Here is a 14,306-nt window from a genome sequence, read left to right as displayed (position 1 = left end):
TTTTACAATGTTGCTGTAAAATAGCATTTATATAATAAAGATATATTTTTTATACAGAAAATAATTAAATTGGAGATTAAAAAAATGAAAAAATTAAATTTTATAATTGTATTGATGTTTATATCAACATTAATATTAAATGCCAACACAATAGAAGATGAAGTATTCAGATTAATTAACTTAGAAAGAAGCAAAGTATCTCTTCCTCCTCTTCCAAACAATCAAAGACTTCACTCTTTAGCTTTATACCATGCTGATAATATGGCAAAAAACAAATTCTTCAGTAATACAGATTTAGACGGACTGGATTCTAAAGCTAGACAAGTAAAGTTATATCCAGAAATGGTTGGAAATATAAGCGAGAGTTTAGGAAAGCTGGATGTTATACCTTTTACCGATAAAAAGGCTGCTGAAAGTATAGTAAAAAATTTAATGGCTACTCCAGACAGTAAAAAAAATATCTTAAATAAAAATTTTAATGCTATGGGAGTCGGAGCTGTAAAAAGAGGTGTAGGAGTATACGTTACAGTAACATTTGCTGATATAGTTGCTGAATCTGTTGATTTTAGCCCTACTGCTAAATATGAAGATGATATAACTGTAAAATACAGAATATTAAATGGTGCTGCTTTCACTGATTTTAAAATCGCTGTTGAAATGGCCGATAAAGAAGCACGCATTACTGGAGATGATGGAAAAACTTATATAGGAAATGTTATATATGATGTTAAAGATATGGGAAACAGTATATTAGGAAGAACTTTTAAAGCTGAATATGGTAAAGGAGATTATAAAATTTCTATACTATATAAAGGTCAGCATTTCTTAAGCAATGTAAGAACTATAACTGTAGAATAAATATTTAAATAAATAATCTCTAACGGAAAATTATTAATGAAGTTTAGAAGAAGATTTAATATAAAAAGCGGAATAGATTTAACCCCCATGATAGATATAGTATTTAATTTACTTATATTTTTCATGGTGGGTACTACTATAATTGAAACTCCCCAAATAGAAATAAGTCTGCCAAAATCTACTTCAGCTGTAGGTGCTGAAAAAAATGAAACTATAATAATAAGCATATCAAAAGATGGCAAACAGTATATTAACGGCTATGAAGTAGAAAATCTTGATAATAACCTCAAAGAATTGGCAAATACAGAAGGCGAACTAGAAAAACCTGTAGAAATACGTTCTGATGAAGATGTAAGAACTCAGGTTTTAATATCTGTAATAGACAGTGTAAAAAATGCGGGGTTTACAAGATTAAGTATAGCAACTGAAAACTCTAAAGAGAATTAGAATAATTTAATTCTATCCATTTTTTATATTCACCGCTTTTTACATCATATACCCATTCTTTATTATTTAAATACCAATCTATAGTTATATCAATAGCTGTATTAAAATCATATTGTCTTTGCCAGCCTAATTCTTTTTTTATTTTTTCACAGTTAATAGCATATCTTCTGTCATGACCTGCTCTGTCTTTTACAAACTTTATTAATTTTTTATAATAAGTTTTTTCTTTATTCATTTTAGCCGCTAATTTTTCGCATAAAATATTTACCATATCAATATTGGTAATTTCATTTTCTCCGCCGATATTATAAGTCTCACCTACTCTGCCTTTATATATAATATCTAATACGGCATTATTATGATCTTCAACAAATATCCAATCTCTTATGTTTTTACCATCTCCGTAAACAGGTAAATCTTTTTCTTCGATAATATTTGATATCATAAGAGGTATTAATTTTTCAGGGAATTGATACGGTCCGTAATTATTACTGCAGTTAGATATTGTAACAGGTAAATTATAAGTATGATAATATGCTTTTACAATATGATCGCTTGAAGCCTTTGAAGCAGAGTAAGGACTTCTAGGATCATACGCTGTTGTTTCATAAAAATAGCCAGTTTCTCCTAATGAACCGTAAACTTCGTCTGTACTTATATGGTGAAAAAGTTTTCCGTCTGTATTATCTTTCCATAAATTACGTGCTGCTTCCAATAATGTAAATGTACCGATAATATTAGTTTCAATAAAATCTTTAGGTCCGAATATTGAACGATCAACATGACTTTCTGCTGCAAAATGCACTATACAGTCTGGTCTGTACTTTTCAAATATGCTATTAATTTTTTTGGCATCGCAAATATTTACTCTCTCAAAGCAATATCTATCTTTATATTTATTTTCTATATCTATTAAATTTTTTATATTACCAGCATAAGTTAAGGCATCTATATTGATAATTTTTATATTATAATTAGTGTTCTCAAAAATATATTTAATAAAATTAGTACCTATAAAACCGCATCCACCAGTTACTAAAACAGTATCAAACTTTCTCATATATTCTCTCCATAATTATCTTATTAAATTACATAAATAATTTCCATATTCTGTATTTTTTAACTTAAAAGCAATTTTATCAATATCTTCTTTATTAATCCATTTGTTATTATAAGCTATCTCCTCAAGACAGGCAATCTGCATGCCTTCAACATTTTCAACTGATGACACAAACTCAGAAGCTCTTAATAAACTATCTCTCGTACCAGTATCAAGCCAAGCAAATCCTCTTCCTAATATTTCCACTTTTAATTTCTTATTTTCTAAATACACATTATTAACATCTGTTATTTCTAATTCTCCTCTGGAAGATGGTTTTATATTTTTAGCTATATTAATTACATCATTATCATAAAAATAAAGTCCTGTAACCGCATAAGGCGATTTTGGATTTTTAGGTTTTTCTTCTATTGAAATAGCATTACTATTTTCATCTATCTCTACAATACCGAAACGCTCAGGGTCTTTCACTTTATAAGCAAATATAACAGCTCCATCATTAATTTTAGAACTTCTTTCTAATATATGAGTAAAACTTTGCCCAAAAAAGATATTATCTCCAAGTATCATAGAAACATTATCTTTACCTATAAATTCTTCACCTATAATAAATGCCTCAGCAAGTCCGTTAGGTGCCTTTTGTACAGCATATTCTATATTAATACCCCATTGACTGCCGTTTTGTAATAATCTTTTAAAAAGAGGCGTATCGTTTTCAGTTGAAATCACAAGTATATCCCTAATTCCAGCAAGCATCAAAACAGATAAAGGATAATATATCATAGGCTTATCATATACAGGCAATAACTGTTTCGATATAACTGTTGTCATAGGATAAAGCCTTGTACCGCTTCCTCCTGCTAACACTATTCCTTTCATAAAAACTCCCGTAACTATTTATTTTTGTATATCTCAAAAAATTGATTTAAGCTATACTCATAATCATATATTTTAGCATATTTTCTAATTTTTTCTATAGATAAAACACTGTATTTTGGTCTTTGTGCTTTGGTAGGATATTCTTCACTAGTGCATGGATTTACTATGCAGTTATTATTTATAATATTAAACTCTTTTCCCTTTCTATATATAGTTTTTGCAAAATCATACCAAGAAATATTACCCTCATTAGTATAGTGATAAAGCCCATAATCAAAATTATTTTTATTTATTATATCAAAAACTGTTTCAGCTACATCTAATGTATGAGTTGGAGAACCAAATTGATCATTAACTACTTTTATACTATCTTTACTATTCATAAAATTTATCATGGTATATACAAAGTTTTTACCATATATACCATAGAGCCAAGATATTCTAATAACAATAGAATTTTCTAATGATAATGCATATTTTTCACCTTCAAGTTTACTTTTACCATAAACATTAATAGGATTGGTATTATCTTCCTCTGTATATGGTTTATTAGCTTTACCGTCAAATACATAATCAGTAGAAAAATGAATTAAATCAGCTTTAATATTAGATGCTATTTCAGATATATTTTTAACTCCGTCTCTATTAACCTTATAACAAATATCCTTCTCATCTTCTGCTAAATCTACCTTAGTATAAGCAGAACAATTAATAATAGTATTTATTTTTTTATCTTTTACAAAATCATTAAGTATATTTATATTAGTAATATCTATATCTGAAGCTGTTGCTGTATATTCTATATTATTTTTATTAAACACATTAATTATATCATTAGCAAGCATTCCATTTTTACCAATAATCCAAATCATAAAAATTATTCTCCAATCCAAGTACCGTCTAATGAAAAATATTTTTTATTGTTATCGAAAGAAGGTAATTTTAAATCTTTATCAGAAACAATCACATTATTAATATCAGAAGTCCAGTCAATATTAATAGTTTTATCATTATAAATTATACCGCCCTCATCTTCAGGGTGATAAAAGTCGGAACACTTATATGCAAAAACAGCAGTTTCACTTAAAACAATAAAACCATGAGCAAAACCTCTCGGAATAAAAAACTGTTTTTTATTTTCTTCTGTAAGTAATACTCCGTAATATTTACCAAAAGTAGCTGAATCATTTCTCAAATCAACTGCTACATCAAAAACTTCACCCTCTAATACTCTAACCAATTTAGCCTGACAGAATTTTTTCTGATAATGAAATCCTCTTAATACATTTTTAGTAGATTTTGATTGATTGTCCTGAACAAATTTTTCCTTAATACCAGCTTCAACAAAATCTTTTTCACTATAAGTTTCTAAAAAATATCCTCTGCTGTCCCCAAAAACTCTAGGCTTTGCTATAAAAAGCCCATCTATATCTAATTTTTCAAAAGTAAATGACATTACACTTTATCCTACAATAGTTTATTTTATGTTATTATAATTTGTATTAAGAATAAATAAAAATTTGATAGTATTCAATAATACAAAATATTTTCTAAATCTTAATTCTTAAAAAATACAATATAACTATATTCATAATATAGTTTTTATTATAAAAAAATATACATTGTAATATAAAATTTAATAATCTTAATTAAAACATTTATTCTCTAAACTGCAATGAATACAAATACTGATACTTACCGCCTCTTTTCATCAATTCTTCATGTGTCCCAGATTCTATTATTTGACCATTTTCAACGACGCATATATAAGTAGCATTTTTTATAGTAGAAAGTCTATGTGCTATAACAAATGTAGTTTGAAGATTAATAATCTCATTTAAAGCTTTTTGAACATACATTTCGCTTTCTGTATCCAATGCACTTGTAGCTTCATCAAGTATAAGTATAGAAGGTTTTTTTACCACTGCTCTTGCTAAAGCTATACGCTGACGCTGACCTCCTGATAACATTACACCTCTAGGACCAATATGAGTATCATAACCATTAGGAAGTTTAAGAATAAACTCATCAGCATGAGCTATTTTTGCCGCTCTCACCAATTCATCATCTGTTGCATTTGGATTAGCATACAAAATATTTTCTCTTACTGTACCATAAAATAATATGTTTTCCTGTGATACAACACCTATCTGATTTCTTACGCTTCTAGTATTTAATTCATTTATATCAATACCATCAAATCTTATAACTCCGCTGCTTGGAGTAAATAATTTAGGTATTAAACTTATAAGAGTAGTTTTACCGCCTCCAGAATTACCTACAAAAGCAACTACATCTCCTTTTCTTACATTAAAACTTACAGGACCTAAATGGAATGGATCGCTGTCGCTTCTTCTAGGATATTCAAAATTAACATTTTCAAAAGTAATAGAATGTTCTATAGGTTTCATCTGTTTTTTAGTAGGATCATTAACATTTTCTGCAGGTAAATCTATAATTTCAAAAACTCTCATAGCTATCATTTTAGTCATTTGTAAATTAATAATTATACCCGATAAATCCCTTACAGGAGTAGATATATTAAGCATATAAAGTAAAAAACCCCATAAGAACTCAAAAGGCATTTCTCCTTTAAATATCAAAAATCCACCGTAAGCAAGTATTATAAGCATAGCAACTATCATTACTAATTCTGTCATAGGTCTATTTAATGAAGTAAGAAGACTTATTCTTCTCATTACATTTATTAACTCATCATATAAATTTTTATACCTACTTACTTCCTGATCCTCTTTAGAAAATATTTTTATAACCTCTATCCCTCTTATATCCTCCTGAATAACAGAAGTTGTACTTCCCAAAAAATTCTGCTGTGCTGATATTCTAGTTCTTATTAATTTAGAAACCTTATCTATACCCAAAGCTATCAAAGGAGCAGCTATAAAACAGGCTATAGTAAGTTTTACATTTAATATCAAAAGCATACATAATGTAAGTATTAAAGTTAAAGGAACAGTAATCATATTAGGTAATGTTCCTGATAAAAAATTCTCTATAGAACCAGATTCATTTATAACCCTACTCATTAAATCACCTTCTTTTTCCTGTTTAAAATATGCTATATCAGTATTAAGAAGACCTTTCATCATATCAGCACGCACATCTTTTCCTATTTCCTGAGCTGTAAAAGCAAAAAGAAAAGTTTTTAGATAATCAAAACCAACTCTAAATAAAACATAAATAAATCCTATTATAATAATAAATGTAAACTGTGCTATTATAACTGGATTTGCAATAGAGTCAGCAGTTAAAAACTGCTGTGCCAAATCTTTTGTGTTTATATTACTAAATTTAGCTGTTAAGTCAGCAACAAATGGTATCTTATCTAAAATATCAACTCTTTTTCCTCCTGTTATAGCTATTGCCATTTGACCAAAAAATGGGGGAAGTATATTTATTATTGTATAACCTACACTCAAAAGAAAAGAGGGTATAAATAATTTCTTATGCCTCATAGCGTAAGAAAACATTCTTTTATAAGGATGTTTCTCTGTTTTAGAATAATATTTTTTTATATGTTCTTCAGTAACAGCACCATAATCGAAAGGTCTGTCATCTTTCTTAAAAAATTCTTTTACTTTTTTTATTAACATAAACTAATATCCTATTTTTAACATTTTGTAATTTTCTATAATAATTAATATTCTATTAAATTTTCACCATACTCCAAACGCAGTTTTCTATCAGCCATATTAGCTATAGAAATTGAGTGAGTAACTATTATCAGAGAAGCACAACTCTGTTTCGTCATATTCCATAAAAGCTCTCTCACAATCTCAGCATTTTTTTTATCTAGGTTTCCAGTAGGCTCATCAGCCAAAACAACACTAGGCTTATTTACTAATGCCCTAGCTATAGCAACTCTCTGTGCCTCACCACCTGAAAGCTCCCCTATTCGATGATTCATTCTATCTTTTAAGCCTACAGTTTCAAGTAAATATTCAGCCTTTTGTTTTGATTCTTTTTTATTATATTTAAGCATTAAAGAAGGTATCATAACATTCTCTAAAGCACTAAACTCACCAAGCAAATTATGAAACTGAAAAACATATCCAAGTGAACTATTTCTAAAATGTGCAAGCTGCCCTTCATTCATTTTGCCTATATTATTTCCTGCTATATTTATAATACCATCTGTTATATTGTCTATTCCGCCTATTAGATTTAAAAGGGTGGTTTTTCCGCTTCCAGACTCTCCTGTTATAGCAAGTATTTCATTTTTATATACCTGCAAATTTAAAGACTTTAATACCTCAACTTTAGGAGGACCAATATAAGTTTTTTTCAAGTTTTCTATATTAATGATAACATCACTCATACCTTAGTACCTCCGCTGGTTTATATCTGCTTGCGATATAAGCAGGTATTATAGCAAATAATACTGAAAGCAAAAATGAAATACAAGCAACCATTATAACCTGAGAAGCATGTATTATAGAAGGAAGTCCTCCGCTTACATAATATATATCTGAAGGGAAAAAGTCTGGAACTATAGGTATTGATATATTAGAACTTATAGCTGATGGTATAAACCAAATAATATTAACTATTACCTGAAGTATTATTCTTATACCTTCCAAAGCCTCATTTACATAATTGGCAAGAAGTACACCAAATATCACCCCAAGCACTGTACCTATTACACCTATTATAGCACCTTCCAAAAAGAAAACTTTAGCAACATTTGAAGGTCTCAAACCTAATGTCTTTATTATAGCAATATCACGCCTTTTATCTTTTACAAATATTATCTGACTTGAAGCAATATTTAAAGCTGCTATTAATATGATAAAAGAAAGTATCAAAGCAAGCATCAATTTTTCAGTATGAAGTGCCTGAAAGAAATTTCTGTCAAAAAGCATCCAAGGCATAACATTATAAAACTCTTTTAAATCACTGTCTATTTGTTTGGCTACTTTATCAGCATCAAAAAAATTCTTTACCTTAACTGCCACACCAGTAACAGCATTGTTGTAACCAACCATAGCCTGACCCGCAGAAAGCGGTACTATAACCATTCTGCTGTCATATTCATAATATCCTGTTTTATACACCCCCTTAATTGTAAAAGTTGTTTTTTGAGGTTTAAATCCTCTATCAAAACTGCCCGAAGCAGAGATTATATCTATAGTATCCCCAACTGATAAAGCATAATCTTTTGCCATCTCTGAACCTATTAATGCCTCATTAGTTTTCATATCTTTATTATTGCCTTCAACAAAATTAAAATATTTTATGAAATCTTTATCAGTAGAAAATATATTGTCTTCAAAAGCCCTTACAGTAATTAAGATGGTAAAATTATAAGAACGCATTATACAAGGAATCACTATATATGGATATGCACTGGTTATTTCTTTATTGTCCATTATATTATCAACAACATATTCATAATCACTAAGAGCTCCGTCATTATAAGAACTAATATTTATATGGGCACGCATTCCAAGTATTTTATCTCTAATATCATCCTGAAAACCATTCATAACAGAAAGCACAGTAATCATCACCATGTCTCCAACTAATATACCAAGAACACATATAATTGTAATAACTGAAACAAATGAAAATTTTTTTTTGGCTCTCAAATATCTGACGCCAAGCATTAACTCTAATCTCAAAACATCTCCTTGTTCTTCATAATTAATATATTATATATCATATATAATAAATTTAAACCTATTTTCTTACTGTATGAAAAATTATTTTTTATAATAAAACTTGTATAAACTTTGAATAATGTTAAAATACATACACAAATTAACTTGGATATAAATTATGAGCGATAATACAAAAGAAAATAAAAAGATAAAACAGCCTAAATTAAGCCTAAAAGAAAGATACAATGATGATTTTTTAGAAAAAGCAGAACTCAGAAGAAAATCTCTGAAATATCAAAGAATGCATGTAGGGCAGATTAATAATAAAAGATTAGAACATATGCTTAAACTGCTTTATCAGGTTCATCAAAATTATTATTTTGGATACTTTGAAGCAAGCTGCACACTTGTTGGAAGTATGTTTGAACAATCGCTTATGATACTTTTAGAGGAAAAAATAGAAGAAAACGGATTTGTTTCAATACAGAAATTTAATAATTGGAAAAAGTATGAAGAGAAAATAACAAATATAGAAGATTTAGCACAATGCAATATAGGAATGCTGATATCTATAGTAAACAATAATAAAATGCTTCCAAAAAATGAATATAACTTGGCTAAAACACTTCAATCTGTAAGGAACTGCGTAGTTCATGATATGCTTCCTGAGTTTAATATAAATGGGCAACATTATAAAGCAGAATTAAAAATAAACTTAAGCTATAACACCACAAAAACTATACAAATACCAGTTGATGAAATAAACACTTATACAACAGGTCAAAGCTCTATAGAATTATGGTCATATTTTTTATTAACACGAACTAGAAAATTAATAGAGTTCTTATTCAAAGAAAGAGTAAAAAAATACCCTCCAGACTTTTTAAACTAAAAACAATATAATAACTCTCATAAATAGAAATCATTATATATAAAACTAAAAAATATTATTTACTTGAAGCTTTAGTTTCCCAAGGAAATAAGAGCCAATTATCATGGTTAATATTTTTATAATTGTATCTAGGCTTTATTTTGCTTGTATGCTCTCTTACAAAAAGAGTTGCTATATCAAATTTTTGTCCGTCAAAATATTTTAGAGTTTCTCCAGTATCGGATATATCATCAACTATTAAAGCAGCCTTATTTTTTACTTTTAATCTCCAAACCTCTTCCATATTAAGAACCATAGGAATTTTAAGTCTATGTGAAAGCATAACAGCTGGAACTAATCCTCCTCTAGCCAAACCATAAATTACTTCGTAATGTATCTTAGAATCCTCTATCTGTTTAGCCAAAATCTCAATAGCTTCATCTATATCCGCCCAAGAAATTATATCATATTCCATATAAAAGCTCCTGTAAATTTAAGAACGCAAACTAATATTAAATCTAGTTTTAAGCATTTCAAGCAAAGATTTTTCTGCATTATTAATATCTTCTTCTCTTAATGTCTTATTAGGATCATAATACGTAATAGATATAGCTATAGACTGCTTACCTTCTCCTACCTGTTCGCCTACATACCTATCAACAACATCAACATTTTGTATGATATTATTAAATCTGCTTATTGATTTTATAACCTTATTAAACTCTATATTATTATCACATACCAAAGCCAAATCCCTAAATACTGCAGGATATTTACCAATATCTTTTAATTTTTGTTTTTTAACTCTTTCTTTAACAAGTTTTAAAGTTTTTCTGATATCAATATCTAAGAAATATACTTCTGTACTTATGTCAAAAAGAGACAATAGTTTTGGGTGAAGTCTTCCTATTATACCTATTCTCTCACCAAATATCATTATTTCAGCAGACATTGTAGGTACAAACCATTTATGTTCTTTAGGTATTAAATTATAATCGCTGCATTTCAAATCTTTAATCAAAAGCTCCTCAACAACACCGCTCATATCAAAAAAATCATAAGGTCTTGAATCTTTGTTCCATAATTTTTCCTGATAAAGACCAAACATAACAGCTGAAAGATGCTTTTCTTCTACAAAATTATCATTTTCTTTATAAAAGATATTTCCAACCTCAAATAAAGCTCCGTTTTTATGTCTATGATTCTGATTATAAAGAACACTATTTAAAAGAGATACCAAAGCAGTAGGTCTTAAAACGTCCATTTCATTTGTAAGAGGATTAACAACTTTAATTAATTTTTCCTCTTCTATACCTATTGATTTAAATACATTACTGTCTCCCATAGAATACTGCTTAGTTTCATAAAGTCCATAAGATGCCATTTTATGTTTTACAAAACTTACTTCTTTATAATCTGTTTTTATAGGATTGCATTTTATATGAGGTACATTTGATTCTATATTATTATATCCATAAACTCTGGCTATTTCTTCTATTAAGTCTTCAGCTATAGATAAATCATGCCTATAGCAAGGTATTTCAACTTTTAAATTATTTTCACCAAGTGCAACTGCCTTAAAACCATATCTTTTGAATATAGAAGATATTTCCATTTTATTCATATTAAGACCTAAATATCTTTTTACAAGTCCGCAGTCAAATACTATAATTGTAGAGTCAAATTGTCTTACATTGAGTTCTTTAGACCTAGAAGCTATTTTACAGCCATTATCCAAAGTAACTATTAAATCAACTACCCTATTTAAAGCTGCAAGAGTTAGTGTATGATCTATTTCTCTTTCAAATCTGTATGAAGCATCTGTTTTTGTATTTGTAATTATAGTAGACTTTTTAACAGCTATATGATCAAAATATGCACTTTCTATTAAAATAGTTTTGGTTTCAGGTTCTATTTTAGTAGAATCTCCGCCCATAACACCAGCAACACCTATAGGTTTTTCACTGTCTGCTATAACTAAAACTTCATCGGTAAGATCAACATCTCTTCCGTCAAGTAATTTTATTTTCTCTCCGTTTCTAGCATTTCTAACTATGATTTTACCGTCTTTAACTTTATCAAAATCATAAGCATGCAAAGGCTGACCATATTCTAACATAACATAATTGGTAACATCTACAATATTGTTGATAGGATTAATTCCGCACATTATAAGCCTTTTCTGCATCCAGTCTGGAGAAGGTCCAACTGTTATATCCTTTATAAGTCTGCCTACATATTTGTAGCAGCTTTCCTGATTTTCTACAGTTATATCAATATTTCCGCCTGCAGCATCATAAGTATTAACAGAAGGAATGCTTACTCTTCTTTCTAAGACCAAAGAACATTCACGAGCAAAACCTATAATACTTACTAAATCCCCTCTGTTGGCAGTAATTTCTACATTAAATATATGGTCTGTGCTTCCCACTATTGTAGAAAGTGAATTTCCTAAAATACTATCTTTATCAGCATTAACTTTTTCTATATCTTCATCTAGTATCCAAATACCATAAACACCTTCTATTTCTTCATATCCTAATTCAGATCTTGAACATATCATACCATTACTTTCAAAACCGCGTATAGAAGCCTTTTTTATGGTAAGTCCATTAGGAAGTTTAGCACCTATCATAGCAATAGGAACATATATGCCCTCTCTAACATTAGGAGCTCCGCATACTATTGAGAGAGTATCTCCATCGCCGACATCAACCTTACAAACACTTAATTTATCAGCATCAGGGTGTTTATGGACTGATATTATTTTACCAATTATAACACTAGGAATATCTCCGCCTGTTGTTTCTATTGATGAAATTTCACTTCCTGCAAGTGTTATTTTTTTGGCGATTTCTTCTACAGTAAAACCGTCTAAATTAACAAATTCTTTAAGCCAACTTAATGGAACTCTCATTATTATATCCTCTACTTAATTCACTTATAAATATATATTAAAAATGCTTAAAACATTAAATATTAATTACCATTGTTTTAAGAAATCTATATCATTTTCATAGAACATTCTTATATCGGTTATACCGTATTTAATCATAGCTACACGTTCTATACCCATTCCGAAAGCAAAACCAGTATATTTAGTTATATCATACCCAACATGTTTAAATACATTTGGATGTATCATGCCTGCCCCCATAAGCTCAAGCCAGCCTTCACCGCCGCAGGTTTTACAGCCGCTGCCGCCGCATATTACACAAGTAGCACTCAAATCGGCACCAGGTTCAACAAATGGGAAATAATCAGGTCTTAATCTTATCTGTGTTTTATCTCCAAACATCTTTTTACAGAATAATTCTAATATTCCTTTTAAATCATTAAAACTTATACCATTATCCACCATAATACCTTCTACTTGATGGAATACTGGAGAATGTTTTGAATCTATTGAATCTCTTCTCGCACATTTACCTGGGGAAACAACAGCTATAGGAGGAGGAGTTTCAAGCATAGTTCTTATCTGCATACCTGAAGTATGAGTTCTTAATACATTTTCTTTAGATATAAAGAAAGAATCATGGCTATCTCTTGAAGGGTGATAATAAGGTATATTTAAAGCTTCAAAATTATGAAAATCATCTTCTATTTCATTACCTTCAACTACTCTAAAACCTATTTCAGTTAAAATAGATACTATTTCTTCTTCTACTTTTGTAAGAAGATTAACGCTTGCTGCTTTAGGTCTTCTTCCGGGCATAGTAATATCTATTTTATTTTTTTCCAAAGAGGAAAGGAATTCCCTTTCTGAAATTTCATTTTTCTTTTCAGATAAAGCATTTTCACAATAATTTTTTATCTCATTAATCTTTTTTCCAAATTCTTTTTTTTCTTCTATGTTTTCTATAGATGATAAATTTTTTAAAAGTTCTGTAATTTTACCTTTACGTCCAAGATAATGAATTCTTATGTCGTCTATTTCTGCCTGAGTATTAGCATTTTCTATGCTGTTTTTTAAAAAACTGTAAAGCTCCTCTAAATTATCCATTGTTTTTCCCTAAACTAAAATTAACTATTCTATTATAATATAACATAAAATTATTTTCAATACAATAAAATACTATAATAAATTAGTGAAAATTATAGGATAATAATTTACACAATTTTTTTAATATTTTCAATAAGAATTCTAATCTTTTCTGAAATATTTTCCTTAATATCGTTAAAAACATTTTAATATATAACATTTTTTACGTATTTTTAAAAATTTAATGGTATTTATATATACAATTAAAACATATTATTAAATTTGTTTCATAAATAATTTTTTATTTTGTATACATTGACTTACAACTATAAAAAGTGCATCATGTTTGAACAAATAATATAAGTTTGCTGAAAGTTTCAATTATAAAATATTAAAAATTTAAATAGTATAAATATTTATTATTTAAGTTATCAAACAAGTATATTAATTTTATCATAATAAATTTTTTAAATAAATCTAAAAAATATAGCAATTATCACAAATACATAAATGGCATTCATTAAATTAATGTGTTTTATATGCAAGTAAAATAATAATAATTTGCATATCTAAGAACATACCGATAAT

At 28.4% G+C, this 14,306-nt stretch carries 13 protein-coding genes; 3 read left to right on the top strand and 10 right to left on the bottom strand.

Features of this window, described 5'->3' with window-relative positions; translation table 11 throughout:
* The first annotated feature begins 84 nt into the window (after nucleotides 1-84).
* A complete protein-coding gene (locus KQ44_RS02670) occupies nucleotides 85-858 on the top strand; it encodes a CAP domain-containing protein (protein ID WP_096736128.1) in 774 nt (257 codons plus the stop codon).
* Nucleotides 859-894: 36 nt separating this feature from the next.
* Nucleotides 895-1,305 (top strand): biopolymer transporter ExbD, encoded by a 411-nt coding sequence (locus KQ44_RS02665; protein WP_096736127.1) that lies wholly within the window; start codon nucleotides 895-897, stop codon nucleotides 1,303-1,305.
* Here KQ44_RS02665 and rfbB read toward each other — a convergent pair.
* From rfbB to KQ44_RS02630, 7 genes are all read right to left on the bottom strand, one after another.
* Nucleotides 1,292-2,365 carry a dTDP-glucose 4,6-dehydratase gene (gene rfbB, locus KQ44_RS02660; RefSeq protein WP_096736126.1) on the bottom strand — a complete coding sequence of 358 codons (1,074 nt, stop codon included), beginning with the start codon at nucleotides 2,363-2,365 and terminating at the stop codon, nucleotides 1,292-1,294. The two genes, KQ44_RS02665 and rfbB, sit on opposite strands and share 14 nt — an antisense overlap.
* Before the next feature lie 15 nt (nucleotides 2,366-2,380).
* Nucleotides 2,381-3,244 carry a glucose-1-phosphate thymidylyltransferase RfbA gene (gene rfbA / locus KQ44_RS02655; protein WP_096736125.1) on the bottom strand — a complete coding sequence of 288 codons (864 nt, stop codon included), beginning with the start codon at nucleotides 3,242-3,244 and terminating at the stop codon, nucleotides 2,381-2,383.
* Between the two features lie 14 nt (nucleotides 3,245-3,258).
* Nucleotides 3,259-4,116, bottom strand: a complete 858-nt coding sequence (gene rfbD / locus KQ44_RS02650) for a dTDP-4-dehydrorhamnose reductase (protein ID WP_096736124.1) — start codon at nucleotides 4,114-4,116, stop codon at nucleotides 3,259-3,261.
* Nucleotides 4,117-4,121: 5 nt separating this feature from the next.
* Nucleotides 4,122-4,700, bottom strand: coding sequence for a dTDP-4-dehydrorhamnose 3,5-epimerase (gene rfbC, locus KQ44_RS02645; protein WP_096736123.1), 579 nt, complete (start codon nucleotides 4,698-4,700; stop codon nucleotides 4,122-4,124).
* Nucleotides 4,701-4,902: 202 nt separating this feature from the next.
* On the bottom strand, nucleotides 4,903-6,858 hold the full coding sequence (locus tag KQ44_RS02640) for an ABC transporter ATP-binding protein (protein ID WP_096736122.1): 1,956 nt from the start codon (nucleotides 6,856-6,858) through the stop codon (nucleotides 4,903-4,905).
* 44 nt (nucleotides 6,859-6,902) lie between these two features.
* Nucleotides 6,903-7,583 (bottom strand): ABC transporter ATP-binding protein, encoded by a 681-nt coding sequence (locus KQ44_RS02635; protein WP_096736121.1) that lies wholly within the window; start codon nucleotides 7,581-7,583, stop codon nucleotides 6,903-6,905.
* Nucleotides 7,576-8,871 carry an ABC transporter permease gene (locus tag KQ44_RS02630; RefSeq protein ID WP_168171282.1) on the bottom strand — a complete coding sequence of 432 codons (1,296 nt, stop codon included), beginning with the start codon at nucleotides 8,869-8,871 and terminating at the stop codon, nucleotides 7,576-7,578. The genes KQ44_RS02635 and KQ44_RS02630 overlap by 8 nt, the downstream gene beginning before the upstream one ends.
* Nucleotides 8,872-9,043: 172 nt before the next feature.
* Between KQ44_RS02630 and KQ44_RS02625 the strand changes: the two genes are divergently transcribed.
* Nucleotides 9,044-9,757, top strand: coding sequence for a hypothetical protein (locus tag KQ44_RS02625; protein WP_096736119.1), 714 nt, complete (start codon nucleotides 9,044-9,046; stop codon nucleotides 9,755-9,757).
* 55 nt (nucleotides 9,758-9,812) lie between these two features.
* Here KQ44_RS02625 and KQ44_RS02620 read toward each other — a convergent pair whose 3' ends face one another.
* From KQ44_RS02620 to pheS, 3 genes are all read right to left on the bottom strand, one after another.
* The gene (locus tag KQ44_RS02620; RefSeq protein ID WP_096736118.1) at nucleotides 9,813-10,211 is read right to left on the bottom strand and encodes a phosphoribosyltransferase; all 399 of its coding nucleotides are present in this window, start codon (nucleotides 10,209-10,211) and stop codon (nucleotides 9,813-9,815) included.
* An 18-nt stretch (nucleotides 10,212-10,229) separates the two neighbouring features.
* Complete coding sequence (pheT, locus tag KQ44_RS02615; protein ID WP_096736117.1) at nucleotides 10,230-12,653, bottom strand: phenylalanine--tRNA ligase subunit beta; 2,424 nt, start codon at nucleotides 12,651-12,653, stop codon at nucleotides 10,230-10,232.
* 66 nt (nucleotides 12,654-12,719) lie between these two features.
* Nucleotides 12,720-13,739, bottom strand: a complete 1,020-nt coding sequence (pheS, locus tag KQ44_RS02610; protein WP_096736116.1) for a phenylalanine--tRNA ligase subunit alpha — start codon at nucleotides 13,737-13,739, stop codon at nucleotides 12,720-12,722.
* Nucleotides 13,740-14,306 lie beyond the last annotated feature (567 nt).

It is taken from the genome of Brachyspira sp. G79, from assembly GCF_002379365.1.
In the GTDB taxonomy this organism is placed as follows: Bacteria; Spirochaetota; Brachyspiria; order Brachyspirales; family Brachyspiraceae; genus Brachyspira.
The sequence above is the reverse complement of the archived record's forward strand: the minus strand, read 5'-3'. Positions and strand labels throughout refer to the sequence as shown.